Source organism: Bradyrhizobium sp. ISRA430, from assembly GCF_029909975.1.
Lineage (GTDB): Bacteria > Pseudomonadota > Alphaproteobacteria > Rhizobiales > Xanthobacteraceae > Bradyrhizobium.
This window is the reverse complement of the sequence record NZ_CP094516.1, coordinates 5,164,736-5,181,043: the sequence shown is the minus strand read 5'-3', so window position 1 is coordinate 5,181,043 and position 16,308 is coordinate 5,164,736. Positions and strand designations below refer to the sequence as shown.

Genomic DNA, 16,308 nt, shown 5'->3' with positions numbered 1-16,308 from the left:
TAGTTTACCTTGGCGCGCGCTTCGCCAGGATTCGCTGCAGCGTGCGGCGGTGCATGTTGAGGCGGCGCGCAGTTTCCGAGACGTTGCGGTTGCACATCTCGTAGATGCGCTGGATGTGCTCCCAGCGCACGCGGTCGGCCGACATCGGGTTCGCCGGCAGTTCGGACTTTTCCGTGCCGGTCGAGAGCAGCGCTGCGACGACGTCGTCGGCATCGGCGGGCTTGGAGAGGTAATCGATCGCGCCCATCTTCACCGCGGTGACGGCGGTGGCGATGTTGCCATAGCCGGTCAGCACGATTGCGCGTGCTTCGGGTCGCTTCTTCTTCAAGGCGGAGACCACGTCGAGGCCATTGCCGTCGCCGAGCCTGAGGTCCACCACCGCAAAAGCCGGCGCGGCTTTGCCGATCTGCGCCAATCCGTCGGACACCGTGTCACACGACGTCACCGTGAATCCGCGCGTCTCCATCGCGCGCGACAGCCGCTCCAGAAACGGCTTGTCGTCCTCCACGATGAGCAGCGAGCGGTCGGTCTGTTCGTTCAATTCGGCGATGGCGTTCAAGGTTTTGTCCTCTCTCCAGCGCATCTACATATGGCGTCGCAATCGGGCGGTGCCAAGGCCGTCAATGGTCGATCGGCCCTTCTGTGCGACGCAAGGTCGCGGTCTATCCTATTGTTTCTTCAAGCGTCTCGGTAGCCTCAAAACGTTGTCTGGGCCACGCGATCTGGACCACCGCGCCGTGCTCCGGAAAGGTCCGGTTGGTAAACGAGACCTTGGCGCCGGTGCGCTCGAGCAGCGTGCGCGCGATGAACACGCCCAGCCCCAGACCGCCGCCCTCGTCCTGGCTGCGACGCCGCGACAGATAAGGCTCGCCGATCCGGTTGAGGAGGTCGGGCGGAATCCCGGGACCATCGTCGGAGATCACAAGCTCGATAGTGTCGTTGTTCCACCAGGCATTCACCTCGACCGTCGTGTGGGCGAAATCGACGGCGTTCTCGACGATATTGCCGACGCCGTAGAGGATCGCCGGGTTGCGCGAGCCGACCGGTTCCGTTGCGGCGGCCACCGCGATCCGTACCTTGATCGCGACACCGAAATCGCGGTGCGGCGCCACCACCTCCTCGATCAGCTCCGACAATTTCATGCGGTCGAATGGTGCGCCGGTGGAAGAGAGCTGGGTGATCTTGCTCAAGATGTCGCGGCAGCGTTGCGTCTGCTCGCGCAAGGTCTTGAGATCGGCGGCAAAGCTCGGGTCTTTCACCGTCTTCTCGAGCTCGCGCGAGATCAGGAAGATCGTTGCGAGCGGCGTGCCGAGCTCATGCGCGGCGGCCGCGGCCAGCCCGTCGAGCTGGGTCAGATGCTGCTCGCGCGTCAGCACCAGTTCGGTCGCGGCCAGCGCGTCCGCAAGCTTCCGCGCCTCCTCGGTGACCTGGAAGGAGTAGAGGCTGGTGACGCCGATCGCGAGCACGATCGAGAGCCAGACACCGACGAGGTAGATCGGCGGCAGCACCAGGGGATCGTCGGAGTCCCAGGGCAGCGGCAGATGGAAGAAGAACAGGATGGAGGCGCAGGCGACGGCCAAAAGACCGAGACCGAAGGTGAGGCGCGCCGGCAGCGCCGTCGCGGAGATCAGCACGGGGGCGAGGAACAGGAACGAGAACGGGTTCTGCAATCCGCCGGTGAAGAAGAGCAGGCCGGCCAGTTCCACGATGTTCAGCGCGAGCAGTCCGGCGGCGTGGACCGGCTCAAGCCGCTGCATCGGATTGACCGCCATCTGCAGCGCCAGATTGAGCGTCGCCGACAAGGCGATGATGCTGACGCAAGGGACGATCTCGACGTTGAACTCGAGCCCCTGTGCCACGATGAAGATCGCGGCGAGCTGACCGAGCACCGCGAGCCAGCGCAGCCGCAGGATCGTATCCAGGCGGATATGCCGCTGCGGGTGGCGAAAGTCGGAGGCGGCGGTGTCGGTCATCTCAGCCAATCTAGCGGTGCGCAGGTCCGATCACAAACATGGAGGCCCGCGCATTCCATCTGGTTACAACCCTCTTACATCAAGCATTTACATCAAGCCTTGCACTCGACCGCGCAATAGCCGAAGAACGGCCCAGCATGACCGGGAATGACAATGCTTCAAGTCGGCCGACTGTCGCGGATGGCGCACTGTCCCCGGCGATTGCGGTCGACCGCCTCGTCAAGGTCTACAAGCAGACCCGCGCCGTCGATGGCATCTCTTTTTCGCTTCCGCGCGGCAGCATCACGGGGCTTCTGGGCGGCAACGGTGCCGGCAAGACCACCACCATCGCCATGATCATGGGCCTGGTGCTGCCGACGTCGGGGCGCGTGCGCGTGCTCGGCCATGCCATGCCCGAGCAGAGCGCCGAAGTCCTGGGGCGGATGAATTTCGAGAGCCCCTATGTCGACATGCCGATGCGGCTCACCGTGCGGCAGAACCTCACCATCTTCGGCAAGCTCTATGCGGTGAAGAACCTGTCCGACCGCATCGCGGAGCTGGCCGACGATCTCGATCTCACCGATTTCATCGACCGCGCCAACGGCAAGCTCTCCGCCGGGCAGAAGACCCGCGTTGCGCTCGCCAAAGCACTGATCAACCAGCCCGAGCTGCTCTTGCTGGACGAGCCGACCGCCTCGCTCGACCCTGATACCGCCGACTGGGTGCGGGCGCATCTGGAGCGCTACCGCAAGGACAACAGCGCCACCATCCTGCTCGCCTCGCACAACATGCTCGAGGTCGAGCGGCTCTGCGACCGCGTCATCATCATGAAGCGCGGCCGCATCGAGGACGACGATACGCCCGAGGCGATCATGGCCCGCTACAACCGCTCCACGCTGGAGGATGTGTTCCTGGATGTCGCGCGCGGCCGCGTGAATGGCCTGCGCGAGGAGGCGGCGCGATGAGCAAGCCTCTATGTTTCGGCCGTAGCCCGGATGAAGCGCAGCGAAATCCGGGACCAAACCATCCGTATGCAGCGGCCCCGGATTTCGCTTCGCGGCATCCGGGCTCCTGGTTACGGACGGGCTGCTCGGTGCAGCGATGAGCGAGATCTTCCTCCATCACGGCCTGTCCATGCAGCGCATCGGCGCGATGATCCTGCGGTACTGGTACCTGCTGCTGTCGTCCTGGCCGCGGCTGTTGGAGCTCCTGTACTGGCCGGCGCTCCAGGTCCTCACCTGGGGCTTTCTCCAGCTTTACATCGCGCAGAACGCCAACTTCTTTGCGCGCGCCGGCGGCACGCTGATCGGCGCCGTCATCCTCTGGGACATCCTGTTCCGTGGGCAGCTCGGCTTCTCCATCTCCTTCCTGGAGGAGATGTGGGCGCGCAACATCGGCAACCTCATGATGAGTCCCTTGAGGCCGATCGAGTTTCTGCTCGCGCTCATGACCATGAGTCTGATCCGGCTTGCGATCGGCATCATCCCGATGACGCTTCTCGCGCTGTTCCTGTTTCACTTCAATGTCTACAGTCTCGGCCTGCCGCTGATCGCCTTCTTCTGCAATCTGATCTTCACGAGCTGGGCGGTCGGGATTTTCGTCTCCGGCCTGGTCCTGCGGAATGGACTCGGGGCCGAGAGCATCGTCTGGACGCTGATGTTCGCGATCATGCCGCTCGCCTGCATCTATTATCCCGTCAGCGTGCTGCCGGTCTGGCTGCAATACGTCGCCTGGTCGCTGCCGCCGACCTATGTGTTCGAAGGGATGCGGGCGTTGCTGATCGAGCACACCTTCCGGACCGACCTGATGCTGGATGCCCTGGCGATCAATGTCTGCCTTCTCATTGCATCCTTCGGGGCATTCCTTGCCCTTTTGCGCAGCGCCAAGAAGCACGGGTCGCTGCTCTCGAGCGGCGAATAGCGTCACTTTCCCGTGGATTCTCCCTGTTTTAGCGATCCAGAGCACGTAGATGTACGGAACCGTGCATTGACGCAATATTGCGCATTCGGCAGTATGCTGCGATGCGAGAGGAATTAAATATGCCCATTGGTGAGTTTGGCGGCGCACCGCCCCTGGCGGCCGAAGGCAGTCCGGTCCTGACGACGCCGATGTACTGGATGTACGAGATGGCGCACGCCTCTCTGAATCCGGCACGCGCGGTCACCGACGCCACAAAGATTCTGTTTCAGAATCCCATGAATCCCTGGACGCACACCGATGTCGGCAAGTCGGTGGCCGCGGCCTGCGAGCTGTTCGAGCGCACCACGCGCCGCTACGGCAAGCCGGAATGGGGGCTCGACGACACCGAGGTCAACGGCATCCGCGTCCCCGTCGAGATCCGCTCGGTCTGGGAAAAGCCGTTCTGCAAGCTGCTCTATTTCGATCGCAAGTTCACGCGCCCGCTGCGCAGCCCGCAGCCGCGCGTGCTGATCGTCGCGCCGATGTCCGGCCACTATGCGACGCTGCTGCGCGGCACGGTCGAAGCCTTCCTGCCGGCGCATGAGGTCTACATCACCGATTGGGCCGACGCGCGCATGGTCCCGCTCAGCGAGGGCCGCTTCGATCTCGACGATTACATCGACTACGTCATCGAGATGCTCCACGTGCTCGGCGGCAACACTCATGTGATGGCGGTGTGCCAGCCTTCGGTCCCCGTCGTCGCCGCCGTCTCGATCATGGAAGCGCAGCGCGACCCGTTCGTGCCGTTGTCGATGACGCTGATGGGTGGTCCGATCGACACCCGCCGCAATCCGACCGCGGTGAACAAGCTCGCGGAACAGCGTGGCATCGACTGGTTCCGCAACACCGTCATCACCAAGGTGCCGTTCCCGCATCCGGGCATGATGCGCGACGTCTATCCGGGATTCCTGCAGCTCAACGGCTTCATCAGCATGAATCTCGACCGTCACATGGATGCACATAAGCAGCTCTTCGCCAATCTGGTGAAGGGCGACGGCGACCTCGTCGACAAGCATCGCGACTTCTACGACGAATACCTCGCGGTGATGGATCTCTCCGCCGAGTACTATCTTCAGACGGTCGATACCGTCTTTGTGAAACACGCCTTGCCGAAGGGTGAGATGACCCATCGTGGAACACGGGTCGATCCTTCGAAGATCACCCGCGTGGCGTTGATGACGGTCGAAGGCGAGAATGACGACATCTCAGGTCTCGGCCAGACCGAAGCAACGCATGGATTGTGCAGCTCGATCCCCCATCATCGCCGTGTTCATTACGTCCAGAAGGGCGTCGGACATTACGGCGTGTTCAACGGCTCGCGTTTCAAGTCGGAAATCGTGCCGCGGATTCATGACTTCATGGTCTCGGCCGCGAATCCGAAGGCAGCGCAGGCTCTCGCTGCCGAATAACCGCGTTCTTCGGCTTTCCCGCTGGAAATTGGGCCCTGTCGGAGGCCTCGACAGAGGGTAAGTTCCCGCCAGATTCGCGGTATTTAGGTAGCCTTATAGGAGTGAGTCTCTCCTCAACCCTTGGGGAGGCCGCATGCGTCACGCGAGGGCGAAAAATTGGGGTTCCAACCCCAGTCTGTAGGGTCTCCCGGACGGCCAACCCCTGTATATTGGGCAAATGATTTGTTTTTGCGCCGAGCGCTTTCCCTGGCGGCGGTTATGGCAGAATCCGGGCCAACTCCTGCCCCCCGGACTGACAGACATGGCCACTCGCGCTCTCCTCTATCGGCGGCCCCACGAACCAAAGACCCTCGTCATCACCCACGGATCGCAATTTTTTGCCATCCGATTGCGCCGGCACCGTCGCGCGCGTCGCTACACGCTCAGAATTCATCCGAGTGATCGCGAAGCCATCCTCACCATGCCGCCGCGGGGTACGCTTGCCGACGCCAAAGACTTCGCGCAGCGCCACGGTGCGTGGATCGCGGCCCGTCTTGGCCGCTTGCCGAAGGCGGCACCCTTCCAGGCGGGCACGGTGATACCGCTGCGCGGCGTGCACCACCGCATCGTCCATCGCGCCGGCATCCGCGGCACGGTGTGGACCGAAGTGCGCGATAGCGGCGAGCGCATTCTCTGCGTCGCGGGCGGCGTCGAGCACGTCGACCGCCGCGTCCATGACTTCCTCAAGCGCGAAGCGCGCCGCGATCTGCAGCGCTCGGCTGAAGCCTATGCCGCCGAGCTTGGCGTCAGGGTCAAGCGGCTCTCGATTCGCGATCAATCAAGCCGCTGGGGTTCCTGCACTTCGGCGGGCTCGTTGTCGTTCTCCTGGCGGTTGATCCTCGCGCCGCCCTACGTTCTCGACTATCTCGCCGCCCACGAAGTCGCCCATCTCGTCGAGATGAACCACTCGTCGCGGTTCTGGCGCGTCTGCGACAGGATCTGTCCGTCCGTCGAGCGCGCCAAGAAGTGGCTCGACACCCACGGCAATGATCTGCACCGGTATGGGATCGACGAATAGGGTTCATTAGCCCGGTTGTAAGCCGTCGGCCGTATTTGAAGCCGTCATCGCCCGCGAAAGCGGGCGATCCAGTATGCCGCGGCAGTCGTTGTGAATCCCGATGTCTCTGGAATACGGGATTCCCCGCCTGCGCGGGGAATGACAGTTGCGAATGAGGCGACGTCTGCGCGTTTCGCTCGACGGACCCGCACGCTGCGATGATGGCGCGGCGCCCCTGATTTGATCCGCCGTATCAGTGGTTTGATGGAATTCACCGAGCATCGCGCCGGAACTCACCGGCTACTTTGCATGGGGTTGTTTTCGACGTTTTTGTTGCAGACCGGATCTCGTCGCGCTTGAGGCGCTACCTATTCCCGCCGAACAGCCGGTCCATCAGCCAGCCATCGAGACCTGCCGCCGCTTCCGGCCGCACCGCCGTGCGCGTTGGGGCCGGGCGATAGCCAGCATTGTTGGCGGCTGGAGGCGGAGGTATCGGTGCCGACACTTGCGATGCGGCCTGGGCGAGGTTCGACAGACCCCAGCCGACTTGCGAACTCGGCAAGGCTGCCACCGGCACGCCCTCGTGCGCCGTGCGCATGAAGCGGGACCAGACTTCCACCGGCAAGCCGCCGCCGGTCGCCTTCTTGGTCGGCGAGTTGTCGTCATTGCCGAGCCAGACGCCGGTGACGAGGTTGGCGGTGTAACCGATGAACCAGGCGTCGCGATAGTCCTGGCTCGTGCCGGTCTTGCCGGCCGCCTGCCAGCCGGGGATTTCCGCCTTCTTCGCCGTGCCGGAGATCAGCGTCTCCCGCATCATCGTGTTCATCATCGCCACGTAGCGCGGCTCGATCACCGGGTTGCGCTCCTCGGGCTGGCGCATGTAGAGCAGCTTGCCGTCGACCGTCTTGATCCGCGTCACCACATGCGGCGATACGGCGAAGCCGCCATTGGCGAAGGGCGCATAGGCGCCGACCAGCTCGACCACGGAGACCTCGGAGGTGCCGAGCGCGATCGAGGCGTTCGGCTCCAGCTTCGAGGAGATGCCGAGCCGGTGCGCGGTGCGCACCACGTTCTTCGGCCCGACCTCGAGGCCGAGGCGAATTGCGACCGTGTTCAGCGACATCGCGAGTGCCTGGGTCAGCGTCACCGCGCCGAAATATTCATGGGTGTAGTTCTCGGGCTTCCAGCCCTTGACCTCGATCGGCGCGTCCTGGCGGATGGTGTCGGGCGTCAGGCCCTGCTCGAGCGCGGTCAGATAGACGAATGGCTTGAACGAGGAGCCCGGCTGGCGCTTGGCGGTTACCGCGCGGTTGTACTGGCTCTCGGAATAGTTCCGGCCGCCGACCATGGCACGCACCGCGCCGTCAGGCGTCATTGCCACCAGCGCTCCCTGGCTGACGTTGAACTTCACGCTTTTCGCCGCCAGCTCGTCGATGATGGCGGCTTCCGCCACACTCTGGAGTTTCGGATCGATCGTGGTCTCGACCGTGATGCTCTGGTCGATCTGGCCGACGAGATCGTCCAGCACCTCGCCGATCCAGTCGGCGACGTAGTTGACGGTGCCGGCGCCCGCCGGCTTCACGTTGATCGCAGGGTGGCCGATCGAGGCCTTGGCCTGCGCTTCGGTGATGAATTTGGCATCCGCCATCGCCGCAAGCACGACCTGCGCGCGTTGTTCGGCGCCTTCCGGGTTCCGATTGGGCGCCAGCCGCGAGGGTGATTTGACGAGGCCCGCCAGCATCGCGGCTTCGGCAATGGTGACGTTCTTCGCCGACTTGCCAAAATAGCGTTGCGCCGCGGCTTCGACGCCATAGGCGCCGGAGCCGAAATAGACGCGGTTGAGATAGAGCTCCAGGATCTCGTTCTTGGAATGCTTGCGCTCCAGCCAGATCGCGAGCTCGGCCTCTTGCAGCTTGCGCTGGAAGGTGCGCTCCTGGGTCAGGAACAGATTCTTGGCGAGCTGCTGGCTCAGCGTCGAGCCGCCCTGCGACACGCCGCGATGCAGGATATTGGTCACGGCTGCGCGGACAATGCCGAGCGGGTCGATGCCGAAATGCGAATAGAAGCGGCGGTCCTCGATGGCGATGAACGCTTTTGGCAAATAGGGCGGCAGATCCTTCAGTGCGACATTCGCGCCGGCCATCTCGCCGCGCTGCGCCAGCATGCTGCCATCCATGCCGACGATCTGGATCGTCGGCGGGCGTTTGGGAATTTCCAGCGATTGGATCGGCGGCAGATGGGCGCCGACCCAGATCACGACGCCGATCACGGCGATCACGCCCCACAGGCCGAGCACTGCACCCCAATAGATCAGGCGGCCGATACTGAGGTTTCCGCGCGACTTCGACCGGCGCTTGGCGGCGCTGCGGCTGGCTGGCGCCTTGCGCTCGCGCGGCGGCTCGGCATCGGAATCGTCGCTTCGACGCTTGGCGGATGATTTGGCTGACTTCTTCGGCTTCTCCTCGGCGTTCGGGATGCGGTCGGCTGCCGTCAGGCGCAGATCGGCGAGCGCCGCGGGCAAGCCAAATAGCGGCTCTTTCCGTCCGCCGCCCTTTTTCTTTCCCCACGCCATACGCAAAACGCCCGGTCAGCCCGCCCTGCCGCACGCTAGCTGTCGCTGTTTAAGGCCCGGTTACCCAAAGTTTAACGCGTGATTAGGAGGTGCGGCATTCGTCTGCAGCAGTTTCGAAGGCGAGGCAGCGAGGCTAGGATCGGCGGCACCAAGATGAGGGAACTCGCATGGGCCATATCGATCCGACCAAGGAAATCTTCGCGCAATTCCGGGACAACAACCGCCCGGGTCCGATCCACATGCTCAACCTGGTGCGCTTGCGCAAAGAGGCGGCCTATCCCGATGGCCGCAAGGCGACCGGCGCGGAAGCCTATGCGGCCTATGGTCGCGAGAGCGGGCCGGTGTTCGAACGTCTCGGCGGCCGCATCGTGTGGCAAGGCAAATTCGAGCTGATGCTGATCGGCCCGCAGGAGGAACGCTGGGACCACTGCTTCATCGCCGAATACCCAAGCGTCGCCGCCTTCGTCGAGATGATCCGCGACCCCGTCTATCGCGAAGCGGTGAAGCACCGGCAGGCCGCGGTCGAGGACTCGCGGCTGATCCGACACGCGGTGCTGCCGGTCGGCAAGAATTTTGGCGAGATACCGAAATAAGAGAGAGGAAATAAGAGGGAGGGAGTAGGAGCTGCATCCCGTCTCGATGAGACGTGGTTCTAGCCAAGCATTCCGCTGCGTTCCCTCCCCCCTTGCGGGGGAGGGCGAGAGAGGGGGGTGGCCCCGGGAGAGGTCGGCGTTCCGAACGCAAACTCTTGCAATGACTGAATTAGAAGCGAGGCCGATCACGGCATCACGGATAAGCCGTGCCGTGCGGCGCCCCCTCGCCAACCCTCCCCCGCAAGGGAGGAGGGAGCGAGAGAGCGTACAATGTGGCTCAAGAAGACTAGCTCCAGAGTCCAAGCGACCTAACCCGCCGGGCCCGTATCCTCGAGGATCGGGCCGAACAGCTCCCAGCGCTCGCCGTTGAACTTCATCATCTGAAGCTGCTTGTTGACGCGGTAGTCGGTCGGCGAGGTGTTGGCCTTGATGCCGGGCAACCCGACGTCGCCGGTCACGTCCTTCAGCGAGGCGGCCTGCTTCATGACGTTCTCGCGCGTCAGGTTGTCGCCGCACTGCTGCAGCACGTGGACCAGAAGCTGGGCGGTGCCATAGCCATAGACGTTGAAGTTCGAATCCTTGTCGCCGTCGGGATAGTACTTCGCCATGAAGTCGAAATATTTCTTCATGCCGGCGTCATCCTTCCAGGTCGGATCGAGCGGATCCTTGCCGTAGTTGACGCTGATCACGCCCTTGGCGGCTTCTAACCCCGCCGGCTTCATCACCGCACCGACCGAGGTGGCGTTGATGTCGACGATCTGCACCGGATGCCAGCCCATCTCGGCGATCTTCTTGATCGCCTGCGCCGCCTGCTTCGGCGTCGTGGCACTGAAGAACAGGTCTGCACCTGCATCCTTGATCTTGAGGATCTGCGAGTCGACGGTCGGATCCGAGACCTCGTAGGACGCTTCCGCCACGATCATCTTGGCGGCCTTGTCACCGAGGCCCGCCTTGATGCCGTTCAGATAGTCCTTGCCGAGATCGTCGTTCTGATAGAGCACGCCGATCTTGGCGTTCGGGTGCTCCTTCAGGATGTACTGGCCGTAGATGCGCCCCTCGACGAAGTAGTTCGGATTGTAGCCCATGGTCCAGGGAAAGTTCTTCGGATCGGTGAACTTCGAGGCGCCGGTCGCCGCAAAGAGCTGCGGCACTTTCTTAGCATTGAGGTATTTTTGCACGGCAGCGTTGGAAGGCGTGCCGACGATCTGGAAGGTCAGCAGCACCTCGTCGCTCTCGACCAGCTTGCGCACCTGCTCCACGGCTTTCGGCGGCGAATAGGCGTCGTCATATTGGATCAGGTTGATCTTGCGTCCGTTCACGCCGCCCTGATCGTTGATCATCTTGAAATAGGCGGCCTGGGCCTTGCCGATCGTGGCATAGGCCGACGCCGGACCTGAGAACGGCACGGTCTGCCCGACCTTGATCTCGGTGTCGCTGGCACCCGGATCGTATTTCTTCTGGGCGCTGGCCGCTGAGACCGACAGCGCCAAAGCCAGTGCCGTCCCGGCGACCAGGTGCAGAACTCCATTCCTCATTCGCAATTTCCTCGAATTGTTATTGCCGATGGTCTGTCCGATGCGCTGTTGCGCGCTGGACGCCATCGCTGCACGGAAGTGTGGCGGAGCCGTTGTTGCTGCGCAAGGTCGGCGCATCCGCGCAGTTCGTAGGGTGGGTTAGCGAAGCGTAACCGACCACTTCTTGCGCCACGCGGAAAGGAAAGAGGTGGGTTACGCCTAGCGGACTGCGCTTCGCGCAGCCGCAGGGCTAACCCACCCTACAAATTCGGCCGTGGGGCTAACCCGACGGACCGGAGTCCTCGATGATCGGGCCGAACAGCTCCCAGCGCTCGCCATTGAACTTCATCATCTGCATCTGCTTGTTGACGCGATAGTCGTTCGGCCCGGTGTTGACCTTGATGCCGGGCAGCGCGAAGCTCGGGGTGAAGTCCTTGATGTTGGCGACCTGCTTCATGACGTTCTCCCGCGTCAGGTCGTCGCCGCATTGCTTCAGCACCTGCACCAGTAGCTCGGCCACGGAATAGGCATAGGTGTTGACCGTGTTGAGCTTGTCGCCTTCGGGGAAATATTTGTCCATGAAGGCGAAGAACGCCTTCACGCCCGGATCGTCCTTCCACTGCGGATCGCTCGGCTCCTTGCCGTACTGCGTCGAGATGATCCCCTTGGAGATGTCGAGGCCCGCAGGTTTCAGCGTCGCCGAAATCGGGCTCGCATTGATATCGAGAATGTGCACCGGCGTCCAGCCGAGGTCGGCAAGCTTCTTGATCGCCTGTGCCGCGAACTTCGGCGTCGAGGCGTCATAGAACAGGTCGACGCCCATCGACTTCAGCTTGACCACCTGCGAGTCGACGGTGGGGTCGGTGACCTCGTAGGACACCTCGCCGACGATCATGCTGGCGGCCTTGTCGCCGAGGCCGCTCTTGAGCCCTGCGAGATAGTCGCGCCCCATGTCGTCGTTCTGGTAGAGCACGCCGATCTTGGCGTTGGGGTGATTGGCGAGGATGTATTTTGCGTAGATGCGCCCCTCGGACACGTAGTTGGGATTGTAGGCGATGGTCCAGGGATAGTTCTTCGGATCGTTGAAGCGCGCAGCGCCGGTCGAGGCCAGGAGCTGCGGCACCTTCTTGCCGTTGAGATATTTTTGCACGGCTGCGTTGGCGGCGGTGCCGATGAGCTGGAACGTGAACAGGACCTCGTCGCCCTCGACGAGCTTGCGCACCTGCTCGACGGTCTTCGGCGGCGAATAGGCGTCGTCATACTGGATCAGATTGATCTTGCGGCCATTGATGCCGCCCTGATCATTAATCATCTTGAAGTACGCGGCCTGGGTCTTGCCGATATTGGCGTAGACCGAGTAGGCGCCGGAGAACGGCACGGTCTGGCCGATCTTGATCTCGGTGTCGCTGGGACCGGTGTCATACTTCTTCTGTGCGAGTGCTTGGCTGGCGGAGAATGCGAAAGCGAGCACCGCCGCGGCAGCTATGTAGGCCCTGCGATTGTTCATGTTGGGATGTTCCTCCTGACGGAATTTTCTGCCGACGGTCTTTTCCCGTTGATTGCAACGGTCGCCATCGCTGCCGAAGATTGTGGAGGAAGGCGAGGTACCGCGCAAGGATCGTGGCCCCGCGCCGTAGCGTCTTTGGGCGAGGAACAAATGCAACCAGGGCGGTCGCTCCCCACTCAAGCGTCAGCTTTCGGGTGGACGCTAGCATGCCCGGTGTGGCACGTGCGATACGTGTTCCCTGTAAGGGTGTCGCAATGACCGGTCGATCGACACATCCGCCCGAGAGTTTTGGCCTCGATCGCCTGCAGACGCCGATCGGGATCGCGCTGCTCGTCACTGATGCCGAAGGCGTGCTGCGCGCGCTCGACTGGGAGGACTACGAGCACCGCATGCGCGAGCTCCTGCGCCTGCATTACGGCGCGGTGGATCTGCGCAAAGAGTCGGCACCGGCCGGCATGAAGGCTGCGCTGTCCGGCTATTTCGACGGCGATCTTGCGCAGCTCGCGACAGTCACTTGGCGGGTCGCCGGCACGCCGTTCCAGCGCAAGGTCTGGACGGCGCTCGCGAAGATCCCGGTGGGCACGACGCTCAGCTACGGCGCGCTTGCGTTGAGGCTTCATATGCCGAGGGCCGTCCGCGCCGTCGGCCACGCCAACGGCTCCAACCCGATCAGCGTGGTGCTGCCCTGTCACCGTCTGATCGGCGCCGACGGCTCGCTGGTGAAGTACGGCGGCGGCCTCGAACGCAAGCGCTGGCTGCTGCGGCACGAGGGCGTGGAGGTGTAGCGGTCAGGCGCGTCAACATCTCCTTCGTCATTCCGAGGCGCGCGGAGCGCGAGCCCGGAATCCATTCAACCGCACAACCGGTGGCACAATGGATTCCGGGCTCGCCGCTACGCGGCGCCCCCATTGCGCTATTGCGCAATGTGGAATGACGAGTGGAGGGAATTGTGCGCGATGTCCGCCCTCACGCCGCCGGCTGAACCGCCTTGTCGCCGGCCATCACATGGATCAGCGCGCTCTTGATCGCGGCCTGGCGCGTCGGGGCGTTGATCTGTGCGCCGAGGAGGTCGGTGACGTAGAACACGTCGCGCGCGCGCTCGCCGAAGGTCGCGACATGGGCCGAGGCGATGTTGAGGTTGAGCTTCGAGATCGCGGTGGTCAGCTCGTAGAGCAGGCCGGGTCGGTCGAGGCCGGACACCTCGATGACGGTGTAGCGGTCGGACCACTGGTTGTTGATGATGACTTCCGGCTCGATCACGAAGGGGCGCGCCTTGCTGCGCACGGTGCGCCGTGCCACCACCTCCGGCAGGCGTAGCTTGCCTTCCAGCACGTCCTCGATCATCTCGCCGATCCGCGTGGCGCGGCGGCCCTCGTCCTCGTCGCGGTCGTATTCCCGCGAGATCGAGATGGTGTCGAGCGCGCGGCCGTCGGTCGTGGTGTAGATCTGGGCGTCGACGATGTTGGCGCCGGCTGAGGCGCAGGCGCCCGCGATGATCGACAACAGCCAGGGATGGTCGGCGGCGAAGATCGTCAGCTCGGTGACGCCGCGCACCTCATCGAAGCCGACATTGATCGCGAGCTTGTGGCCGGCCTGTTCGCTCGACCGCACGAAACGGGCGTGACGGATTTTTCGCGGCAGCTCGACCTTGAGCCAATAGGCCGGATAGTGCCGGCCGATGTAAGCGTCGAGCTCGTCCTTCGGCCATTCGGCGAAGGCCATGCGGAATTCGGCGTGCGCCGCCGCGAGACGCTTGCCGCGGTCCACTTCCGAGAAGCCGCCGGTCAGCACCGGCTCGGTCTCATAATAAAGCGAGCGCAGAAGCTGTGCCTTCCAGCCGTTCCACACCCCCGGACCGACGCCGCGGATGTCGGCCGTGGTCAGGATCGTAAGCAGCTTCATCTGCTCGACCGACTGCACCACCGCGGCGAAATTCTCGATCGTCTTGCGGTCGGAGAGGTCGCGCGACTGTGCGACCGTGGACATGGTCAGATGCTCCTCGATCAGCCAGGCCACGAGCTCCGTGTCGGCCGGGCTGAAGCCGAGCCGCGGGCAGAGCCGGCGGGCCACCTTGGCGCCGGCAATCGAGTGATCCTCGAGCCGGCCCTTGGCGACATCATGCAGGAGCGTCGCGATGTAGATCACAGGCCGGTGCTCGGGCCGGGTCTTGCGCATGAGGTCGCTGGCGAGCGTGAACTCCTCGATGCCGCCGCGTTCGATATCCTGGAGAAAGCCGATGCAGCGGATCAAGTGCTCGTCGACGGTGTAGTGATGATACATGTTGAACTGCATCATCGAGACGATCTTGCCGAAGGCGCGGATGAAATGGCCGAGCACGCCGGTCTCGTTCATCCGTCGCAGCACGATCTCCGCGTTGTCGGACGTCAGGATCTCCATGAAGAGGCGGTTGGCCTCGGGATTTTCCCGCAAGGTCCCGTTGATCAGGCTGAGCGAGCGCGTCACGTCCCGCATCGCATCGGGGTGGAAGGCGAGGTTGTTCTTCTGCGCCAGGCGGAAGATGCGGATCAGGTTGACCGGATCGTGCTTGAAGACGTCGGGCGCGGCGACGTTGATGCGGTTGTTGTCGACGATGAAGTCGTCGCTTTCGGGCACCCGCCGCTTCACCGCGCTGGGCCGCAGCCGCGCCATCATCCGGCTCAAGACCGGCGCGGGCTTGGCCTGCTGGTCCTCGAGCTTGGCGCAAAGGATGGCGGTGAGGTTGCCGACCTCCTTGGCCACCAGGAAGTAGTGCTTCATGAAGCGCTCGACGTCCTGCATGCCGGGATGCGAGGTGTAGCCGAGGCGGACCGCAATCTCGCGCTGGAGGTCGAAGGAGAGGCGCTCTTCGGCGCGGCCGCAGTAGAAGTGCAGATTGCAGCGCACCGACCAGAGGAAATCGGCGCAGCGGCGGAACGTGCGGTATTCCTGCGCGTCGAACACGCCGCGTTCGACCAGCTCGTTGGTGTCGCGGACGCGGTAGACGTATTTTGCGATCCAGAACAGCGTGTGCAGGTCGCGCAGGCCGCCCTTGCCGTCCTTGACGTTGGGCTCGACCAGATAGCGCGACTGGCCGCCGCGGCGGTGCCGCTCCTCGCGCTCGGCGAGTTTCGCGGTGACGAATTCGGACGCGGTGCCCTGCACCACTTCCTTGTCGAAACGGGCGACCAGCTCCTCATAGAGCGGCTTGTCGCCGGTGAGGAAGCGCGTCTCCAGGATCGCGGTGCGGATGGTCATGTCGCCGCGCGCCTGGCGGATCGACTCGTCGACCGAGCGCGTGGCGTGGCCGACCTTCAGCCCCATGTCCCACAGGCAATAGAGGATGGCTTCCGCCACCTGCTCGCCCCAGGCGGTTTGCTTGTAGGGCAGGATGAACAAAAGATCGATGTCGGATTCCGGTGCCATCAGGCCGCGGCCATAGCCGCCGGTCGCGACCACCGACATGCGCTCGGCTCCACTCGGGATCGGCGAGCGGTAGAGATGCTGGGTCGCGGCCGCGTACAGGATGCGGATGATCTCGTCCTGCACGTGGCACAGCCGTTCGGCGCAGCGCCGGCCGTGACGGTCTTTCAGCAGGATCTGCTGCGCCTCGGCGCGGGCCGCGATCAGCTCGGCCTTGAGAAGCTGCGCCAGCGCGGAGCGGAACGCGTCCTCGCGCCCTTCATGCTTTTCAGCGAGCGCATCGACCGCGGCGGTGATCCGTGCGGTGTCGAAGCGGTCATCCACCTCTGCCTTGTGCTGGGTCGCAACGCTGTCCATGCCTCACCGG

General features: G+C 63.6%; 12 protein-coding genes. 6 read left to right on the top strand and 6 right to left on the bottom strand.

Going from position 1 to position 16,308, the window contains the following annotated elements:
* Positions 1-4: 4 nt before the first annotated feature.
* Positions 5-559 (bottom strand): ActR/PrrA/RegA family redox response regulator transcription factor, encoded by a 555-nt coding sequence (locus MTX21_RS24550; protein WP_280967252.1) that lies wholly within the window; start codon positions 557-559, stop codon positions 5-7.
* A gap of 103 nt (positions 560-662) precedes the next feature.
* Positions 663-1,973 (bottom strand): ActS/PrrB/RegB family redox-sensitive histidine kinase, encoded by a 1,311-nt coding sequence (locus MTX21_RS24545; protein ID WP_280967251.1) that lies wholly within the window; start codon positions 1,971-1,973, stop codon positions 663-665.
* 137 nt (positions 1,974-2,110) lie between these two features.
* Here MTX21_RS24545 and MTX21_RS24540 point away from each other — a divergent pair, with 137 nt between their 5' ends.
* From MTX21_RS24540 to MTX21_RS24525, 4 genes are all read left to right on the top strand, one after another.
* Complete coding sequence (locus MTX21_RS24540) at positions 2,111-2,917, top strand: ABC transporter ATP-binding protein (protein ID WP_280967250.1); 807 nt, start codon at positions 2,111-2,113, stop codon at positions 2,915-2,917.
* A 136-nt stretch (positions 2,918-3,053) separates the two neighbouring features.
* Positions 3,054-3,872: an ABC transporter permease gene (locus MTX21_RS24535; RefSeq protein WP_280967249.1), complete on the top strand. Its 819-nt coding sequence runs from the start codon at positions 3,054-3,056 to the stop codon at positions 3,870-3,872.
* Positions 3,873-3,991: 119 nt separating this feature from the next.
* Positions 3,992-5,320: a polyhydroxyalkanoate depolymerase gene (gene phaZ, locus MTX21_RS24530; RefSeq protein WP_280967248.1), complete on the top strand. Its 1,329-nt coding sequence runs from the start codon at positions 3,992-3,994 to the stop codon at positions 5,318-5,320.
* 217 nt (positions 5,321-5,537) lie between these two features.
* On the top strand, positions 5,538-6,377 hold the full coding sequence (locus tag MTX21_RS24525; RefSeq protein ID WP_280967247.1) for a SprT family zinc-dependent metalloprotease: 840 nt from the start codon (positions 5,538-5,540) through the stop codon (positions 6,375-6,377).
* Positions 6,378-6,720: 343 nt separating this feature from the next.
* Here the strand turns inward: MTX21_RS24525 and MTX21_RS24520 are convergent, their stop codons facing one another.
* Complete coding sequence (locus tag MTX21_RS24520) at positions 6,721-8,928, bottom strand: penicillin-binding protein 1A (RefSeq protein WP_280967246.1); 2,208 nt, start codon at positions 8,926-8,928, stop codon at positions 6,721-6,723.
* Between the two features lie 167 nt (positions 8,929-9,095).
* Between MTX21_RS24520 and MTX21_RS24515 the strand changes: the two genes are divergently transcribed.
* Positions 9,096-9,521 carry a DUF1330 domain-containing protein gene (locus MTX21_RS24515; RefSeq protein ID WP_280967245.1) on the top strand — a complete coding sequence of 142 codons (426 nt, stop codon included), beginning with the start codon at positions 9,096-9,098 and terminating at the stop codon, positions 9,519-9,521.
* A gap of 308 nt (positions 9,522-9,829) precedes the next feature.
* Here the strand turns inward: MTX21_RS24515 and MTX21_RS24510 are convergent, their stop codons facing one another.
* Both MTX21_RS24510 and MTX21_RS24505 read right to left on the bottom strand, forming a co-directional pair.
* Positions 9,830-11,056 carry an ABC transporter substrate-binding protein gene (locus MTX21_RS24510; RefSeq protein ID WP_280967244.1) on the bottom strand — a complete coding sequence of 409 codons (1,227 nt, stop codon included), beginning with the start codon at positions 11,054-11,056 and terminating at the stop codon, positions 9,830-9,832.
* Between the two features lie 259 nt (positions 11,057-11,315).
* Complete coding sequence (locus tag MTX21_RS24505) at positions 11,316-12,542, bottom strand: ABC transporter substrate-binding protein (RefSeq protein WP_280967243.1); 1,227 nt, start codon at positions 12,540-12,542, stop codon at positions 11,316-11,318.
* Between the two features lie 254 nt (positions 12,543-12,796).
* Here MTX21_RS24505 and MTX21_RS24500 point away from each other — a divergent pair, with 254 nt between their 5' ends.
* Complete coding sequence (locus MTX21_RS24500; protein WP_280967242.1) at positions 12,797-13,327, top strand: methylated-DNA--[protein]-cysteine S-methyltransferase; 531 nt, start codon at positions 12,797-12,799, stop codon at positions 13,325-13,327.
* A gap of 181 nt (positions 13,328-13,508) precedes the next feature.
* On the opposite strand, the gene MTX21_RS24495 is transcribed toward MTX21_RS24500, so the two are convergent.
* The gene (locus MTX21_RS24495; RefSeq protein WP_280967241.1) at positions 13,509-16,298 is read right to left on the bottom strand and encodes a [protein-PII] uridylyltransferase; all 2,790 of its coding nucleotides are present in this window, start codon (positions 16,296-16,298) and stop codon (positions 13,509-13,511) included.
* Positions 16,299-16,308 lie beyond the last annotated feature (10 nt).